The sequence below is a fragment of the Paraburkholderia sp. TE9906 genome (assembly GCF_056279605.1).
Map to the genome: position 1 here is coordinate 176079 of NZ_JBWCCT010000004.1, position 16044 is coordinate 192122.

16 protein-coding genes and 1 tRNA gene are annotated in these 16044 nt (G+C 63.8%); 7 read left to right on the top strand and 10 right to left on the bottom strand.

Features of this window, described 5'->3' with window-relative positions; genetic code table 11:
- Nucleotides 1–223: 223 nt before the first annotated feature.
- The 3 genes from ACZ9H4_RS11710 (at nucleotide 224) to ACZ9H4_RS11720 (ending at nucleotide 3451) form a co-directional block, all read left to right on the top strand.
- Nucleotides 224–1588, top strand: coding sequence for an MFS transporter (locus ACZ9H4_RS11710; RefSeq protein ID WP_408147877.1), 1365 nt, complete (start codon nucleotides 224–226; stop codon nucleotides 1586–1588).
- A gap of 373 nt (nucleotides 1589–1961) precedes the next feature.
- Nucleotides 1962–2789 carry a ferritin-like domain-containing protein gene (locus ACZ9H4_RS11715; RefSeq protein ID WP_408147878.1) on the top strand — a complete coding sequence of 276 codons (828 nt, stop codon included), beginning with the start codon at nucleotides 1962–1964 and terminating at the stop codon, nucleotides 2787–2789.
- A gap of 137 nt (nucleotides 2790–2926) precedes the next feature.
- A complete protein-coding gene (locus ACZ9H4_RS11720) occupies nucleotides 2927–3451 on the top strand; it encodes a hypothetical protein (RefSeq protein WP_476119101.1) in 525 nt (174 codons plus the stop codon).
- 45 nt (nucleotides 3452–3496) lie between these two features.
- On the opposite strand, the gene ACZ9H4_RS11725 is transcribed toward ACZ9H4_RS11720, so the two are convergent.
- From ACZ9H4_RS11725 to ACZ9H4_RS11740, 4 genes are all read right to left on the bottom strand, one after another.
- Entirely contained in the window at nucleotides 3497–5047 is a 1551-nt protein-coding gene (locus ACZ9H4_RS11725) for a DEAD/DEAH box helicase (protein WP_476119102.1), read from the bottom strand.
- A gap of 212 nt (nucleotides 5048–5259) precedes the next feature.
- Nucleotides 5260–5880, bottom strand: a complete 621-nt coding sequence (trhA, locus tag ACZ9H4_RS11730) for a PAQR family membrane homeostasis protein TrhA (RefSeq protein ID WP_121315644.1) — start codon at nucleotides 5878–5880, stop codon at nucleotides 5260–5262.
- Between the two features lie 118 nt (nucleotides 5881–5998).
- Nucleotides 5999–7297 carry a c-type cytochrome gene (locus ACZ9H4_RS11735; RefSeq protein ID WP_175158166.1) on the bottom strand — a complete coding sequence of 433 codons (1299 nt, stop codon included), beginning with the start codon at nucleotides 7295–7297 and terminating at the stop codon, nucleotides 5999–6001.
- Between the two features lie 21 nt (nucleotides 7298–7318).
- A complete protein-coding gene (locus tag ACZ9H4_RS11740; RefSeq protein ID WP_175158167.1) occupies nucleotides 7319–8050 on the bottom strand; it encodes a c-type cytochrome in 732 nt (243 codons plus the stop codon).
- Nucleotides 8051–8431: 381 nt separating this feature from the next.
- On the opposite strand from ACZ9H4_RS11740, the gene copC reads away from it, so the two are divergent.
- Both copC and ACZ9H4_RS11750 read left to right on the top strand, forming a co-directional pair.
- Nucleotides 8432–8809: a copper homeostasis periplasmic binding protein CopC gene (gene copC, locus ACZ9H4_RS11745; RefSeq protein WP_408140416.1), complete on the top strand. Its 378-nt coding sequence runs from the start codon at nucleotides 8432–8434 to the stop codon at nucleotides 8807–8809.
- On the top strand, nucleotides 8806–9735 hold the full coding sequence (locus ACZ9H4_RS11750; RefSeq protein ID WP_408140418.1) for a CopD family protein: 930 nt from the start codon (nucleotides 8806–8808) through the stop codon (nucleotides 9733–9735). The genes copC and ACZ9H4_RS11750 overlap by 4 nt, the downstream gene beginning before the upstream one ends.
- A gap of 344 nt (nucleotides 9736–10079) precedes the next feature.
- Here ACZ9H4_RS11750 and ACZ9H4_RS11755 read toward each other — a convergent pair whose 3' ends face one another.
- The 3 genes from ACZ9H4_RS11755 to dgoD form a co-directional block, all read right to left on the bottom strand.
- The gene (locus ACZ9H4_RS11755; protein WP_408140419.1) at nucleotides 10080–10313 is read right to left on the bottom strand and encodes a YodC family protein; all 234 of its coding nucleotides are present in this window, start codon (nucleotides 10311–10313) and stop codon (nucleotides 10080–10082) included.
- Between the two features lie 17 nt (nucleotides 10314–10330).
- On the bottom strand, nucleotides 10331–10633 hold the full coding sequence (locus ACZ9H4_RS11760) for a hypothetical protein (RefSeq protein WP_408140421.1): 303 nt from the start codon (nucleotides 10631–10633) through the stop codon (nucleotides 10331–10333).
- A gap of 400 nt (nucleotides 10634–11033) precedes the next feature.
- A complete protein-coding gene (gene dgoD, locus ACZ9H4_RS11765) occupies nucleotides 11034–12182 on the bottom strand; it encodes a galactonate dehydratase (RefSeq protein ID WP_064268791.1) in 1149 nt (382 codons plus the stop codon).
- Nucleotides 12183–12427: 245 nt separating this feature from the next.
- On the opposite strand from dgoD, the gene ACZ9H4_RS11770 reads away from it, so the two are divergent.
- On the top strand, nucleotides 12428–13105 hold the full coding sequence (locus ACZ9H4_RS11770) for a FadR/GntR family transcriptional regulator (protein WP_476119291.1): 678 nt from the start codon (nucleotides 12428–12430) through the stop codon (nucleotides 13103–13105).
- A 20-nt stretch (nucleotides 13106–13125) separates the two neighbouring features.
- On the opposite strand, the gene ACZ9H4_RS11775 is transcribed toward ACZ9H4_RS11770, so the two are convergent.
- A complete protein-coding gene (locus ACZ9H4_RS11775; protein ID WP_408140423.1) occupies nucleotides 13126–14664 on the bottom strand; it encodes a DHA2 family efflux MFS transporter permease subunit in 1539 nt (512 codons plus the stop codon).
- Nucleotides 14665–14800: 136 nt separating this feature from the next.
- Between ACZ9H4_RS11775 and ACZ9H4_RS11780 the strand changes: the two genes are divergently transcribed.
- Complete coding sequence (locus ACZ9H4_RS11780) at nucleotides 14801–15244, top strand: MarR family winged helix-turn-helix transcriptional regulator (RefSeq protein ID WP_408140425.1); 444 nt, start codon at nucleotides 14801–14803, stop codon at nucleotides 15242–15244.
- A 59-nt stretch (nucleotides 15245–15303) separates the two neighbouring features.
- Here the strand turns inward: ACZ9H4_RS11780 and ACZ9H4_RS11785 are convergent, their stop codons facing one another.
- Entirely contained in the window at nucleotides 15304–15642 is a 339-nt protein-coding gene (locus ACZ9H4_RS11785) for a hypothetical protein (RefSeq protein ID WP_408140427.1), read from the bottom strand.
- 288 nt (nucleotides 15643–15930) lie between these two features.
- A tRNA-Met gene (locus tag ACZ9H4_RS11790) sits at nucleotides 15931–16007 on the bottom strand.
- Between the last annotated feature and the right edge of the window lie 37 nt (nucleotides 16008–16044).

The following is a 16044-nucleotide window of genomic DNA, read 5'->3' on the forward strand; positions in this document are numbered from 1 at the left end:
GTTTGGGGAGGCCGCGGGCGGCGCGCATGGCATAGCGCCGAATGGCTCCCGTCGCATTCGCGGTGGTCGGTATGTGAGCCACCCGGGGCGCCGCTTCGCGTGAGCGCCGCCGTCGAACGACATCGGCCGCCTCGCGCGTCACGCACGTCAGTCACGTTTCAGATACACCCCGCACGCCAGGCATCGGGCGTCAAAGCAGGCATTGAACAAGGCAGGAGACATCATGCACACCCACGCGTCGCCATCCGCGACAGTTTCCCCTCACGCGTCGTCCGCACCGCTTTCCAAAGCGATGGTGCGGCGGATCGTGTTTTCGTCATCGGTCGGCAATGCGCTCGAATGGTTCGACTTTCTGGTCTACGGCTATTTCGCGACCATCATCGCCAAAGAGTTTTTCCCGATGCAGGACGAGTGGCTCTCGACGCTGCTCGCCATCGCCACGTTCGGCATCTCGTTCCTGATGCGTCCGTTGGGCGCGGTCGTGCTGGGCATCTACGGTGACCGCAAGGGCCGCAAGGCGGCGCTCACGCTCGCCATCGCATTGATGATGGTCGGCACGTTCACGATGGCCGTGATGCCGCCGTATGCGTCGATCGGCATCGCGGCGCCGTTGCTGATCCTGCTCGCGCGGCTCGTGCAAGGCTTCGCGGTGGGCGGCGAGTTCGGCAGCGCGACGGCCTTCATGGTCGAGCACAGCGCGTCGCGCCGTGGTTATTACGCGAGCTGGCAATTCGCGAGCCAGGGCCTCGCGGCGATCACCGCCGCCACCTTCGGCTCGCTGTTGACCGCATGGATGTCGCCCGAGCATCTCAGTAGCTGGGGCTGGCGCCTGCCGTTCGTGTTCGGTTTGCTGGTCGGGCCGGTGGGCTTCTACATCCGTTCGCATCTCGACGAGACGCCGGAGTTTATCGAGTTGCGCAAAGCGCGCGAAGCGGCCGGCGAGCGCAAGGACGCAAGCGAAGCAAAGGGCGTATCGTTTGCCAACCAGTGGGTCAACCTGGTGCTCGCGATCGGCATCGTCGCGCAGTCGACGGTCGGCGTGTACGTGCTGCAACTCTACATGCCGATGTACGCGGTCAAGCAGTTGCACATGTCGGCGGCTGCGTCGTTCGGTGTGGTGGTGCTTAACGGCGGACTGCAATTCATCTTCTCGCCGGTGATGGGCGCATTGTCCGACCGCATCGGGCGAATTCGCATCATGCTGACTACGTCGATCCTGATGGGCGTGATGATTTACCCGATGTTCGCGTGGCTGCAGTCTCATCCCACGATCGGCTGGCTGATGGCGCTGCAGGCCGTCGCGGGCATCTTCAAGGCCGCTTACTCCGGACCGATGCCCGCGCTGATGTCGGAGATCTTCCCGACGCACGTGCGCTCGACCGGTCTCTCGATCGGCTATAGCATCGGCGTGACGATCTTCGGCGGCTTTGCGCCGACGATCGTCGAGACCTTCATTCATTTGACCGGCGACAAGCTTGCGCCAAGTTATTACGTGCTGCTTGCAGCGGTGCTGTCGGGCGTGTCGTTGATCATCGTGGCGCAGCGCATGCGCCGCGTGCGTCCGCTCCAAGGCGTGCAGCCTGCCTGAGCGCCGCGCATCGCGGCGTGTGCGGGCGGGGGCGCGGTCGCTTGATGGCTCCGGCGTTTGCGCGGTGACTCACGAGGTTCACAGGCTTGATGCCCTGCCTTAAAGCCAGCTCTTCTGAGCTGGCTTTTTTACGTCTGGCGCCCGATGTTTTTTCTTCGACCGAGCGTGTCGACTATCTCCGAATTGGAACTGAGTCCGTCCGGCATGGTCTGTGCTGAGTTGTCTGCAGAGTTGGTTAACACCGGCTAAGATGCAGACAGAAGGGGTTAACTCTAATTCAAGCGCTGTGTCCGACATAGCGAACCGTCACGGCGCATGCGGGGCGGTTTCGCGCAGGCAGCACGAGTCGGGGCAGCATTCGGAGCAAGACACGATGCATACCGAGCTGAACCATGTCATGCCCTGGCGGATCGAGGACATCGACCTCACCCGGATTGATCGGCAGAAGGCCGTCGCTAACGAAGACCTGCTGCTGCTCCTGTGCGCGGCTTCGTTCATTGAAAGCGGCACCGATCTTTACACGAGCAATCTGAGTACTTTTTTCAACGGCGATCCCGAAGTCTCGGCCTGGCTGAACAACGAGTGGGAGCCGGAAGAAATGCAGCATGGCCGGGCGCTCAAGACGTATGTCGCCTACGTGTGGCCCGAATTCGACTGGGACACCGCGTTCCGCAACTTCATGGACGAGTATTCGCTGACCTGTTCAGTCGAAGACTTCGAGAAGACCCGCGCGCTCGAAATGGTCGCGCGCTGCGTGGTGGAGACCGGCACGGCGACGTTGTACCGCGCAATCGGCGAATGTTCTGATGAACCGGTGCTCAAGCAGATCACCGACAACATCCGCACCGACGAAGTCCGTCACTACAAGCACTTTTTCAAGTTCTTCAAGAAGTACAACCGGATCGAAGGCAACGGACGGCTCGCGGTACTCGGCGCGTTGATGCGCCGCGTGATGGAAATCAAGAACGAAGACTCGGAGATAGCGCTGCGTCATGTGTTCGCGATTCGCTATCCGGAGCGCGTGCACGATTCGGCGTATAACCGTGAACGCGCCGCGCGTATCAATGCGCTGGTGCGGCGCAACCTGTCCGCCGACATGTGCGTGAAGATGCTGCTCAAGCCGCTCAATCTACCGGCGAAGATTCAGCCGGGCGTGCACTATCCGCTCGCGAAGATCACGCAGCATGTGTTCTTTCGTTGAGTCGCCGGCGAGCCGCGTGTCTTAGGCTGACTCACGCGCAATTACGCAACGACATGCAGAAGAATGGCCCGTCAACGCGGGCCATTCCTTTTTCGAGGCATGATTGAGCCTTACCCACTTTCAATCGGATCGACAGCATGAGCGATTCTTCCGCACCTGCACGCCCGCTCGAACAGAACGTGTTCGACGAATGGCCCGATGCGGTGCGTGCGTTGTTCGACGGTTCGTCGCTGGCGAGCAAGACGGGGTTCACCGCGTCGCTGCTGAGCGTCGATACGAACGGCCACGTGCGCACGTCGTTGCTCGGTGTCGGCGAGTTGTATGCGCCCGATTCGCGCACGCTGTGCATTGCGTTGTGGCCGCAAGCGCGGGCGGCGCGCGCGATCGCGCAAAGCGGACGCGCCGCGCTGAGCTTCGTCTGCGACGCAGCGTTCTATCAGGTGCAGTTGCTTTTCACGCCGCTGGCCAGTGTCGCTGGAGACGACAGCGGGTTGGTCTATCTGATCGGTTCGATCGATACGGCCGAGGCGCAAAGCGTACGTTATGCGCGCCTGACGAGCGGCATCACGTTCGAACTGGAGGGGGAGGGAAGTGCGGTGCTCGACCGTTGGGAACGGCAGATCGAGCACTTGAAACAGGCGGCCGCTTCGGCCGGCCGTTAGTCCTCGACTCGCGAGGACTGAGCGGCCGGCCGGCAGCCTTGCCGCTTAACGGCCGCGCTGGCCGCTGCGCGACGGCTGGCCGCCACGCGGTGCGTCGTTGCGCGGCTTCGCGCCGCCCAGCAATGCACCCGGATTGCCGCCTTGCGGCTTGTTGGCGTGCGGCTTGCGCGGCGCATGTTGCGCAGCGCTGCCTTCATGTGCGACGGCGCGCGGTCGGTCGTCATGACGCTGACCGTCGCGGCGCGGCTGACCGCCGTTGCCCGCCGGCTTCGCACCCTGTGGCTTCGGCTGCTGCTGGCCGTTCGCCGGACGCTGGCCCGAACGCTGAGCAGGTTTCGCCGCAGCGGCGCCATCACGCTTCGGCGCGCCTTGACCTTGACGCGGCGAACGACCACCGCCACCGCCGCCACCACCCTGGCCGCGGCGCAGGATCGGTTCCGGCTTCGCGGTCGGGTCCGGTTCGAAACCGGCGATCACTTCCTGCGGCACCGGTCGCTTGATCAGCTTCTCGATGTCCTTCAGCAATTGCAATTCATCGACGCACACCAGCGACACAGCTTCGCCCCTCGCGCCCGCGCGGCCCGTGCGGCCGATGCGGTGCACGTAGTCTTCCGGTACGTTTGGCAGGTCGAAGTTGACCACGTGCGGCAACTGATCGATATCGATGCCGCGTGCGGCGATGTCGGTCGCGACCAGCACCTGCAGCGTGCCATCCTTGAACTCGGCGAGTGCGCGCGTACGGGCCGACTGGCTCTTGTTGCCGTGAATCGCGAGCGCGCTGATGCCGTCCTTGGTCAGTTGCTCGGCAAGGCGGTTCGCGCCGTGCTTCGTGCGCGTGAACACCAGCACCTGGAACCAGTTGTGCTGCTTGATCAGATGCGTGAGCAGCTCACGCTTCTTGTCGCGGTCCACCGGGTGAATCTTTTGCGCGACCGTCTCCGCCGTCGTATTGCGGCGGGCCACTTCGATCAGCGCCGGCGAGTCGAGCAGGTTGTCGGCGAGGGTCTTGATCTCGTCGGAGAACGTGGCCGAGAACAGCAGGTTCTGGCGCTTCGGCGGCAACTTGGCGAGCACGCGCTTGATGTCGTGGATGAAACCCATGTCGAGCATGCGGTCGGCTTCGTCGAGCACGAGAATCTCGAGATGCGACAGATCGATGGTCTTCTGCTGCATGTGATCGAGCAGGCGGCCGGGCGTCGCGACGACGATGTCCACGCCGCTGCGCAACGCGCCGATCTGCGGATTGATGCCCACGCCGCCGAACATCACGGTCGACTTCAGCTTCAGATACTTACCGTAAGCACGCACGCTTTCTTCGACCTGCGCGGCCAGCTCACGCGTCGGCGTGAGGATCAGGGCGCGCACCGCGCGCTTGCCCGAGCCGGTGGCGACGGCCGGCATCGAATTGAGACGCTGCAGGATGGGCAGCGTGAAACCGGCGGTCTTGCCGGTGCCGGTCTGCGCGCCGGCCAGCAGGTCGCCGCCATTGAGCACGGCGGGGATTGCTTGCGTCTGGATGGGAGTCGGAGTGGTATAGCCGAGTTCGTGTACAGCGCGGACCAACGGTTCGGACAAGCCGAGGGAATCAAAAGACATAAATGCTCTTTGCAATGCAGTTTCGCGAACGGCACACATGGGCTCGGGCAGGCATGAATGCAGCATGAACATGCCAGCATGGCACGTTCGATGCCCAAGCCCAGTTCCGGTCGCAGAGAAATCGGCGGCACGCTCAAACACGTGCCGAATGCTTCAACGCGCTATGCAGACACGTTGACTGGCCTTAAGTTGCATTTCGTCGCCGTGGGGTGTCACGCGACATAGCGCGCAACACTGACGAATTGACACAGACTGCCCGCCAGTACGAACAGGTGCCAGATACCATGTCCATGCCGGATGCGCTCGTCGTTGATGAAGAAGTAGATGCCGGCGCTGTAGATGACCCCGCCGGCCACGAGCCAGGCGGTACCCGCTGCGGGTAAGGCTTGCAGCAGCGGATGGACGGCAACGAGCGCGAGCCATCCCATCAGGACATACAGCACCATCGAAACGCTGCGGGTGCGTCGCCCGAGCGTCAGTTCCTGCACGATGCCGAGAGCGGCAAGCCCCCAGCTCACGCCGAATAACGACCAGCCCCACGGCCCGCGCAAGGTGACAAGCGTGAACGGAGTGTAGCTGCCGGCGATCAGCAGGTAGATCGCCGAATGGTCGCATTTCTGCAGGACCGCTTTGACACGCGGGTTACGCGCGCTGTGGTAAAGCGTCGAGATAGCATACAGCACGAACAGCATCGCACCGTATACCGCGAAGCTGACCACCTTGTACGCGTCGCCGTCGAGCGCGCCCATCGTGACGAGCGTCACCAGCCCCACCACCGACAGCACGGCGCCGACGAGATGGGTCATGCTGTTCAAACGCTCACCGACATGCACGGCTCTTTCCTCCTGCGCGGTTTCATCAGGGTAAATACCGACATGATACCGGTCTTGCAAAAACGAAGGGCGCGGCCGCGAATTTCGCAGGCCGCGCCCCGGGTGCAACGAAGGCTGCTTAGTCGAGCGGCGCCGAACGCAGATCGGACACTTGCTGCGGCGACACCGCCGTGCCGTGGTTGCCCCACGACATACGGATGTAGGTCACGACCGCGGCGACTTCCGTGTTCGACAGCGACTGTGCAAACGGCGGCATGCCGTACGGATGCGGGTTCGCTTCCGTGCTCGGCGGATAACCACCGTTCAGCACCATGCGGATCGGGTTGACCGCCGACGGCATCTGGATCGACTGGTTGTTCGCGAGCGGCGGGAACGACGGCGGCATGCCGAGGCCGTTTTCCGCGTGGCACTTGGCGCAGTTGTCAGCGTAGATCTTCGCGCCTTGCTTCAACAGTTCACCGCCGAACTTTTCCGACGTTTCGAGCTGCAGCGGTTCAGGTGCCTCGCTCTTTTGCGGAATCGTCTTCAGGTACGTGGCCATCGCGTTGATGTCCTCGTCGCTCATGTACTGCAGGCTGTTGTGAACCACTTCAGCCATCGGACCGAACACGGCGCCGCGATTCGACACGCCGGTCTTCAGCAGGTCGGCGATGTCCTTCAGGTCCCAGTCGCCGAGGCCGGCTTCACGGTTCGACGTCAGCGACGGCGCGTACCAGTTCTGCAGCGGGATCAGGCCGCCCGCGAAGGCCGCCGAATTGACCGGGCCGCCCATCGCGTTGATCGACGTGTGGCACATGCCGCAATGGCCGAGGCCTTCGATCAGGTAGGCGCCACGGTTCCATTCGACCGACTTGGTCGGATCCGGCTTGAACTCGCCTTCACGGAAGAACAGCGTGCGCCAGCCGATCAGCATGTTGCGCTGGTTGAACGGGAATTTCAGTTCGTGCGGACGGCTCGGCACGTTGACCGGCGGGACCGAGCGCAGGAACGCATAGATCGCGTCGGAGTCGGCACGCGTGACCTTCGTGTAGCTCGTGAACGGGAAGCCCGGATACAGCAGGCTGCCGTCCTTCGAGCGGCCGGTGTGCATCGCGCGATAAAAGTCGTCCTGGGTCCACTTGCCGATGCCGTACTGGTCGTCGGGCGTGATGTTCGGCGTGAACATCGTGCCGAACGGCGTGGCCATCGGCAGGCCGCCGGCGAACTGCTTGCCGCCGCGCACCGTGTGGCAGGCGATACAGTCGCCGGCGCGGGCGAGGTACTCACCCTTCTTGATCAGTTCGGCCTGATCGGCGGGCGTGGCCGCCATCGCCGAGCCGTTATGCAGGTTGTCGCCGCCCGACCACAGGACGGGAACGAGTGCGGCAGCCGCAACCACGACGACTGCCGAGAGGGCGAACAAGGACTTGCGTTTCATGTGAGTGTCTCTCCCGGTGCCTTATTGCGGTTCGCTGCCGCAGGCAAGCGGAGTCTTCAACGAGCGGGCCGGAGCCGGCACGGGGTTTTGTGGGGCCTGCTGCGTGGAAAGCCATGCCGCAACGGCGTTCACGTCTTCGTCGCTCAGGCGCGTGGCGATGGTGTGCATGCAATCAGGCGCGATGGCATGACGTGTACCCGAGCGCCATGCGCCAAGCTGCGCGCTGATGTAGTCGGCGTGCAGGCCGACCAGACCGGGGATGGCCGGCTCCATGCCGGTCAAGGCCTTGCCATGGCAGGCCGCGCAAGCCGGGATCTGCTTGCCCGCGTCGCCGTTCAGCACGAGCTGCTGGCCGCGCGCGAGCGTGGCCGACGACACCGTCGGCTTGGCCGGCGGCGGATACGGCGGGCGCTGCTGCGAGAAGAACGTCGCGATCTTATGAAGGTAGTCATCCGAAAGATACGTGACGAGGTAATTCATGGGCGGATACTTGCGACGCCCTTCGCGGAAGTTCTGCAACTGGTTGAACAGATAGTCGGCCGGCTTGCCCGCGAGGCGTGGGAAGTAGTCGTTGTCGGTACCTTGCCCATGCGAGCCATGGCACGCCGTGCAGCCCTGCACGCGCGCTTCCATTGTGTCGGGGGCCTTCGGTTGAGTCTGCGCTTTCGCAGCGCTATAGACACCCGCGGAGCCGATCAGGAGAAGGGCGAGCAACGGGCGGAAAAGGCGTCTAGAAGACACGCGTAACTCCATCAAAATCGGGGACCTGACCGAACTTCGAGCGGCTCGGTGTGAAGGGCAGCCGGCGCTGCGGCGACGCAGCATTCTATCATTGAAGGGTCATGGTGACTATTTGCCACATTAGAGAAGGTTCCTGGTGTAACAGCTATGCGACAGTTTGACGCGGAATACCGCCTCCTGCGGCGTTTTTCGTTATCTCAATTTAGCTGTTCCTTGCTTTTCCGTTCCTCCCCGTCAACGCCCGCGCGCGCCATGCCGTTCAACAAACCTGGTTGAACCGATGCCCGCGCGATCCATCGAAGCGTACACTTCCGGGCTCGCCGGCCGCTGTCCGAGCCAGATGCGCCCGGCTCGACACTCACCGTTTTCCTGTTCATCCGCTATCGGCCTTACATGAAGCTATTCCATTTTTCCCGTCCGGCGCTGCGTGCGTTGATGGTCGGCGCTGCGGCGCTGGTTGTGACGTCCGCCGCATCCGCGCATGCGCATCTGGCGTCGAGCGACCCGGCGGCCAACGCCGACGCCGTTGCGCCCACCGCGGTGACGATCCATTTCACCGAGCCGCTCGAGCCGGCGTTCAGCAGAATCACGCTGGCCGATGCGAGCGGCAAGGCGGCCACGCAGGCCGTCTCGGAAGTCGATAAGCAGGATGCCAGGGTAATGCGCCTGCCGCTGCCGCAGTTGAGCGCGGGCCGCTATGCGGTGCACTGGATCGCGGTCGCCACCGATGGCCACCGTACTCAAGGCGACTTCGCGTTCAACGTCAAATGAGCGTCGACGGATTGTGGATCGGGCAGGTCGCCATGGCCGCGCTCATGAACGTCGCGTTTGCGTTTGCCGTCGGTTCAGCGCTGCTCGGCGCGTGGCTCGCGAACGACGCCCAGCAGAAAATCTCCCCCGCGCGCCCGGCCTGGATGCGCGCGCAACGTTCGCTGCTGACCGCCACAGTCGTGCTGGTCCTCGCGGACCTCGGCTGGCTGCTGTATCAGGCGGCGTCGATGGGCGGCGTCGCGTTGCCGGCCGCGTTCGGCGTCGTGCCGACCGTGCTGACGCAAACGCATGTCGGCTACGGCTGGAGCGTCGCGTTTGCCGGCGCGCTGGTGCTGCTCGGCACGGCGATGACCAGTCACACGGGCATGCTGCGCAATGCGCTGCTGTGGCTCGCCGTGATCGCGGTCGCGGCGGGCAAGGCATCGCTCGGGCATGCGGCCGATGCCGGCGTGGCGTCGGCGGCAATCGGCATGCAGACGCTGCACGTGCTCGTCACCAGCGTGTGGGGCGGGCTGGCGATGGCGGCGGGGCTGGCGGTCCTGCCGGCGCTCGGCACCTCGACCGCGCGCGGCATGCTGATCCGTACCGCGACCCAGGTGTCGAATGTGTCGGTGATGGCGGTGGGCTTCGTGTTGCTGTCCGGCATCTTCAATGCCGTGCGCGGCTCGGGCGGCTCGCTCCAGGCGATTCAGTTCAGCACGTGGGGTCATGTGCTGACGCTGAAGCTCGTGCTCGTCGCGATGGCGCTCGTGCTCGGCGGACTCAACCGTTTCCTCGCGCTGCCGCGCCTGCGCCGCACGGCGTCGACGATGGATGCGCATACCTTCGTCAACGTGCTGTACCTGGAGGCGCTGGCGATGATCGGTGCGTTCGTCGCGGCGGCGGTGCTGTCGCATAGCGTGCCGGCGTTCGCGGCATTGGGGTGAAGCCGGCGGGCGGTCGAGCCGGGTTGAATTGAGCTGGGCAGGCGGGGGAGGGCGAGGCGTGTGATGTTGCGCGGATCTGTGCAACGCGCGCGTGAAATCGCCAACGCCTGGGTGCGGGACAGCCGCGCCGCGCAAGGATTTTTACGGCGACAAGCGTCTGCGCCTCAGGCTTGCAAACGGCTGCGTCTCAAGACTCTTGCGGTGCGCGTCCGGGCGCCCATTGTCCGCTCGTCCGCCTTGCTTCATCCCTGCAACGGGACACCACAAAAAAGCGCCGCACCGCCAGAGCATGCGGCGCGATACACACGGTCGCCTGGCGGTGGCCAGCAATCCGCGACTGCTCTTCAGGCGGCGAGCGCGTCGTGGCTCACCCGTTCCAGCGTCTCCTCCGGAAACATCTCCTGCTGCAACTCGCCGCTGTCGCCGAACCATTGGCAGATCAGCCACTTGCCCGGCGCGAACAGCATCGGGCCGCGCCAGGTGGTGGTCATTGGGTGTCCGCCGGATCTGAGCTTCAGCGTTTCGCCCATGTGATACGCAGGTTTCGCGCATCTCTTTGCCAGTCGCATGGTGAGCATTCGCTTGATGAAGCCGCTTATTCGAGACCGAGCCGATGGCCGACGATCGGCGCGCAAAAGAGCGCGATCGCGCAGCCTGCGGCCTTGCCTTCGAGTTCGGCGCTGGCAGCGCGTGTGCCGTACGCATGCGTCAGCAGATCGAAGAGTTGTGGCAGGCAGTAGACGACGGCGGCGGCAATGAAGCATTTCTCGACCACCGAGATGCGCCAGCCGCGTTCGAACGCCAGCATCGCGCCGAGGATGCGCAGCACGCCGAACGCGACCAGTGCGCCGACGGCCGCCTGTTCGCGGATCAGATAGTCCGGAAGGAATTCGCCCATGATGTGCCCCGATGCGTGCGTTGTTTGCAAGCATTTGAGCGAGGAGCGGGCCATGCGTATGTCTGATGCCGTACAAATGGCTTGAAAGCCTTGATGGATAAGGCTTTGCGAGAAGTGAAGCCGGGCGATTAAAGGGCCGTGAATGGTGTGTTTCAGCGTACGCGGCCCGGGATGTTACGTTACTGCGAAGGCCCGCGCGTCACGTCGCCGTAACACACGGGCGGGTCGTCGTAACGAGGCTTAAGCGGTCCGCTTGATCTTGCCCAGGACGAGTAGAGGACCATGCGCAGACCGCGCCGGGCGCATTCATGAACGTTGACGCGAGGCCGGCATCGCAGGCCGACACCGGCTTGCCGGTCAAAGCGAACATGCCGCCCGCAGGCGGCATATCTTCACACTCTTACCATTCGGCGACGCTGCCGTCCTCGTGACGCCACACCGGGTTGCGCCAGCGATGTCCGACCTTGGCCATCTCGCGCACCTTCTCCTCGTTGACCTCGATGCCGAGGCCCGGGCCTTGCGGAATCGACACGAACCCGTCTTCGTACTTGAAGACTTCCGGATTCTTGATGTAGTCGAGCAGGTCGTTGCCCTGGTTGTAGTGAATGCCGAGGCTCTGTTCCTGGATGAACGCGTTGTAGCTGACTGCGTCGATCTGCAGGCAGGTTGCCAGAGCGATTGGGCCGAGCGGGCAATGCAGCGCGAGCGCGACGTCGTACGCTTCGGCCATCGATGCGATCTTGCGGCACTCGGTGATGCCGCCCGCGTGCGACGCGTCCGGCTGGATGATGTCCACGTAGCCGCCCGACAGAATGTGCTTGAAGTCCCAGCGCGAGTACAGACGCTCGCCCAGCGCGATCGGCGTATTGGTCTGGTTGACGATGTCGCGCAGCGCTTCGGCGTTTTCCGACAGCACCGGCTCTTCGATGAAGAGCAGCTTGTACGGGTCGAGCTCTTTCGCCAGCACCTTCGCCATCGGCTTGTGCACGCGGCCGTGGAAGTCGACGCCGATACCGATGTTCGGCCCGACCGCCTCGCGCACCGCCGCGACGTTGTTGATCACGCCTTGCACCTTGTCGAACGTGTCGATGATCTGCAGTTCTTCCGAGCCGTTCATCTTCACCGCCTTGAAGCCGCGTTCGACCACCGCGCGCGCGTTGTTCGCAACGTCGCTCGGACGGTCGCCGCCGATCCACGAGTACACCTTGATCTTGTCGCGCACCTGGCCGCCGAGCAGGGCATGCACCGGCACGCCGTGATGTTTGCCCTTGATGTCCCACAACGCCTGGTCGACGCCGGCGATCGCGCTCATCGTGATCGGACCGCCGCGGTAGAAGCCCGCGCGATACATCACCTGCCAGTGGTCTTCGATCAGCAGCGGGTCTTTGCCGATCAGATAGTCGGACAGCTCTTCCACCGCGGCCGCGACCGTGTGCGCGCGGCCTTCGACCACCGGCTCGCCCCAACCGACGATGCCTTCGTCGGTCTCGATCTTCAGGAAGCACCAGCGCGGCGGAACGATGAAGGTTTCGAGCTTGGTGATTTTCATGGTGTGCGTCTCCTTGCGGCCTGGGTGCCATGCGAAATATTTCGAGGATTCACATGCTACAACAAAAGTACGTTTAAGTACTATTAATAGTATTATTCGCCAAATAGTGGCCGCGGGTGGCCGCAGAGGGAGGGCGCCGGGTTAAAGCGGCCGGTCGTCGAACGCGGGATGATGCCCGGACGCTCCCGTCGGACGCTGCGTTCCGTGATCAATAAAAGGCGCCGCAAGGCCGTTGGGAGAAAGCTATTCAGCACGATCTGCATGGGCGCGTCGCCCATCTGCTGGCGACCGCGATTCTGCGCGGCGACTACGCGCCCGATTCGATTCTGCCGCGCGAGGCGGAGTTGATGGAGACGTTCGGTGTCAGCCGCACCGTGCTGCGCGAAGCGCTGCGCACGCTGACATCTAAAGGGCTGATCGAATCGCGGCCGCGCGTGGGCACACGCGTACGGCCGAAGCCCGCGTGGAATCTGCTCGATGCCGATCTGCTCGACTGGTACTCGCGCGTCGCCGAGCCGATGGCGTTTGCGCTCAAGCTGCAGGAAATGCGCGAGATGATCGAGCCGTATGCCGCGGCTCTGGCGGCGGCCTCGCACACGGACGACACCTTCCGCGCGCTCGCGGCCGCACATGCGGCGATGGCGGCGGCGCGCAACGTCGATGAGTGGGTGCGCGCCGATCTGGCATTTCATTTGAGCGTGCTGACCGCGTGCAGCAACGAATTGCTGATCCCGCTCGGTACGCTGATCGAGCGTACGTTGGAGGCGCAACTGCGCCTGAATGCGAAACGCGCGGACGTGTTCAACGCGTCGCTGGCCGAGCATACGGCGGTGTTCGACGCGATTCGCGAGCGCAACGCCGATGCGGCGCGTGCGGCGATGGCGTCGTTGCTCGGGGTGACGCGAGGGCGGATCGAGGGGTGAGCGTAGGCGCGTGGCTGCGTTCAATCCATCGCGGCATGCGCGACCGACGCATCGGGCGCCTTGTGCGAAGGGCGGATCAACAGCAGCAGCGGGATCACCAGCAACGTCGCTACGAACATCAGCTTGAAGTCGTTCAGGTAGGCGATCATCGAGGCCTGCTGCGTGATCGACGCGTTCAACGCCGCGATGTCGTAGGCCGAGCCGCTGCTGAGCATCGGCTGCATCGCCGGATTGAACGGCGTGACGTTTGCCGCGAGATCCGCGTGCGAGATCTGCGTGTTGCGCGTTATCAGCGTCTGCACGATCGAAATGCCGATACTGCTGCCGATGTTGCGCATCAGGCTGTAGGTCGCGGTGCCGTCTGCGCGCAGCTCGGGTGCGAGCGTCGAGAAGGTCAGCGCGCTCAGCGGCACGAACACGAGACCGAGCCCGAAGCCCTGAATCACGCCCGGCCACACGATGTCCGACGCCGACAGCACGATCGTGTAATGCATCATCTGCCACAACGCGAACGCCGAAATCAGAAAGCCGGCGAGCAGCAACAGCCGCGCGTCGATCCGTTTCAGCAGGCGTCCTGCGATCAGCATCGCGACCATCGTGCCCGCGCCGCTTGGCGCGGTGACGAGGCCGGTGGTCGCGACCGGATAGTTCATCAGATTTTGCAGCATCGGCGGCAGCAGCGCGCGCGTCGCATACATCACCGCGCCGATCACAAAGATGAAGAAGGTGCCGGTCGCGAAGTTCGGGTCTTTCAGCAGCTTGTATTTGAAGAACGAGCGCTCGCCGACTGTCGCCGTGTGCACGAGGAAAAACGCAAAGCTGATCGCCGCGACGAGCGCCTCGATGACGATCTCAGTCGACGCGAACCAGTCGAGCTGCTCGCCGCGATCGAGCATCGCCTGCAATGCGCCGATCGCGAGACCGAGCGTGATGAAGCCGAACGCGTCGAACTTGACGTCGTGTTTCGGCTCGCGCGAGGGCAGGAAGGACGCCACGCCGAATAGCGCGAACGCGCCGATCGGCACGTTGATGAAAAACACCCAGCGCCAGTTATAGCTGTCGGTGAGCCAGCCGCCGAGCGTCGGCCCGAGAATTGGCCCGACCATCACGCCCATGCCCCACACCGCCATTGCCTGGCCCTGCTTTTCGCGCGGGTTGATGTCGAGCAGGATCGACTGGGACAGCGGCACGAGCGACGCGCCGAAAACCCCTTGCAGCAAACGCGACGCGACGATCTGCGTCAGCGTTTCCGACAACCCGCACAGCGCCGACGACACCGTGAAGCCGCCGATCGCGACGATCAGCAGGCGCTTCACGCTCAGTCGGTCGGACAGCCAGCCGGTGAGCGGTGTGGCGATGGCGGCGGCGACGATGTACGAAGTCAGCACCCACGTGATCTCGTCCTGCGACGCGGACAGTGTGCCCTGCATATGCGGCAGCGCCACGTTCGCGATCGTGCTGTCGAGCGTCTGGATCAGTGTCGCGAGCATGATCGAGAGCGTGATCATCGGCCGGTTGAGCGGCGTGGTCGCGCTCGCCGGTGAGGAGGCGGAGGACATGAGTGAGCGGGGAAGTCGATATAGTAAGCATGCTTAGTATATCGGGTGCACGCGCGGCCGCCATCAGGAGTTATGCGGAGGCTGAATTACGCCCGCAGCCGCGCTCGAAGGCGCGAGGCTTTCGTATAATCCGCGCATGAAAACCCAACTCGAAGAGCGCTTCGGCTTTCTGGTTTCCGACGTCGGCCGGCTGGCAGGCAAGCGCTTCGACGACCTCGCGAAATCCTCGGTCGATCTGACGCGCGCGCAGTGTCGCGTGCTTGCTTATCTCGCGCATTACGGCGACATCAATCAGGCGCGGCTCGCGGATCTGCTCGAAGTCGCGCCGATCTCGGCGGGCCGGTTGCTGGACCGGATGGCGGAGGGCGGCTGGATCGAGCGGATCGCCAATCCACAGGACCGCCGTGAGTATCTGGTGCGTATGACGCCCAAAGCGGGGCGTACGCTCGGCAAGGCGCGCAAGGTGGGCGATGAGGTCGCGCTCGAAGCGCTCAACGGCTTCACCGATGAAGAGGCCCGGCAACTGATCGCGCTATTGCAGCGGGTGCGCGGCAATCTGAGCCGGCTGGTGGATCGCTGAGGCACGCAGGCGGCGCGGTGGCCCGTGCTTGACGATGCGCGGGCTCATCGCCTGTGCCGTCACTTCGATTCGCTAGCCGGTGCTGTCCCCGATGGCGGGACCAGTTCGAAGCAGGCGGGCGCTTTCGTTCGCGCGTCCGGCTGCTGCGGGTCGATACATTTGAACGCGCTCTGATCGCGCTGCACGAAGATCGTGTCGGCCGGACCGGCGGCGCCGTGCGCGCCATTCACGACGGCGGCGATCTTGTAGCCGTCCTGCAGCAGCGTGGACAGGGTGATCGGGCTTGCGCGCCACTGACTGTCCGTCGGTGTCTGGGCCTGCGCCGTCAACGTGGACGTGACGCCTAGCAGCGCGATGGAAACGGTGGCCGCGGCGAGCGCGGTGGTGCGGAACGTCATCAAGAAACCTCCTTGAAGTTGCGATCGGGAAAGTCAAAATAAAAAAGCCGCTAAACCTTGAGGGTCAGCGGCTCTTTTGCAACTGGCGAAGAATCAATGGGAGGACGATAACTCACTCCATTGAAGACATCGGTTTGACGATGGTAACACGAGCGGGAGTGACGGCTTTGCGGGCAGTAGTTCGCAAGAGACTGGCGCAACTCGCACGCCGATTTGCCGCAGCACATTCGTCGCTGAAAAACGAAAGGCCCGCTCTCGGTTAAGAGAAGCGGGCCTTGCGAGTGATGCTGGTGGCGAATCAGGGACTCGAACCCCGGACCTGCGGATTATGATTCCGTCGCTCTAACCAACTGAGCTAATTCGCCGAAAGAAGCGAGATTATGCTGACCGCGCCGGAGGCTG

Coding starts and splice junctions, on each gene's coding strand:
- ACZ9H4_RS11715 (WP_408147878.1), top strand. CDS start 1,962: ATGCATACCGAGCTGAACCATGTCATGCCCTGGCGGATCGAGGACATC.
- ACZ9H4_RS11775 (WP_408140423.1), bottom strand. CDS start 14,664: ATGTCCTCCGCCTCCTCACCGGCGAGCGCGACCACGCCGCTCAACCGG.
- ACZ9H4_RS11755 (WP_408140419.1), bottom strand. CDS start 10,313: ATGCTCACCATGCGACTGGCAAAGAGATGCGCGAAACCTGCGTATCAC.
- ACZ9H4_RS11780 (WP_408140425.1), top strand. CDS start 14,801: ATGAAAACCCAACTCGAAGAGCGCTTCGGCTTTCTGGTTTCCGACGTC.
- ACZ9H4_RS11760 (WP_408140421.1), bottom strand. CDS start 10,633: ATGGGCGAATTCCTTCCGGACTATCTGATCCGCGAACAGGCGGCCGTC.
- ACZ9H4_RS11720 (WP_476119101.1), top strand. CDS start 2,927: ATGAGCGATTCTTCCGCACCTGCACGCCCGCTCGAACAGAACGTGTTC.
- dgoD (WP_064268791.1), bottom strand. CDS start 12,182: ATGAAAATCACCAAGCTCGAAACCTTCATCGTTCCGCCGCGCTGGTGC.
- ACZ9H4_RS11735 (WP_175158166.1), bottom strand. CDS start 7,297: ATGAAACGCAAGTCCTTGTTCGCCCTCTCGGCAGTCGTCGTGGTTGCG.
- copC (WP_408140416.1), top strand. CDS start 8,432: ATGAAGCTATTCCATTTTTCCCGTCCGGCGCTGCGTGCGTTGATGGTC.
- ACZ9H4_RS11740 (WP_175158167.1), bottom strand. CDS start 8,050: ATGGAGTTACGCGTGTCTTCTAGACGCCTTTTCCGCCCGTTGCTCGCC.
- ACZ9H4_RS11785 (WP_408140427.1), bottom strand. CDS start 15,642: ATGACGTTCCGCACCACCGCGCTCGCCGCGGCCACCGTTTCCATCGCG.
- ACZ9H4_RS11710 (WP_408147877.1), top strand. CDS start 224: ATGCACACCCACGCGTCGCCATCCGCGACAGTTTCCCCTCACGCGTCG.
- ACZ9H4_RS11725 (WP_476119102.1), bottom strand. CDS start 5,047: ATGTCTTTTGATTCCCTCGGCTTGTCCGAACCGTTGGTCCGCGCTGTA.
- ACZ9H4_RS11750 (WP_408140418.1), top strand. CDS start 8,806: ATGAGCGTCGACGGATTGTGGATCGGGCAGGTCGCCATGGCCGCGCTC.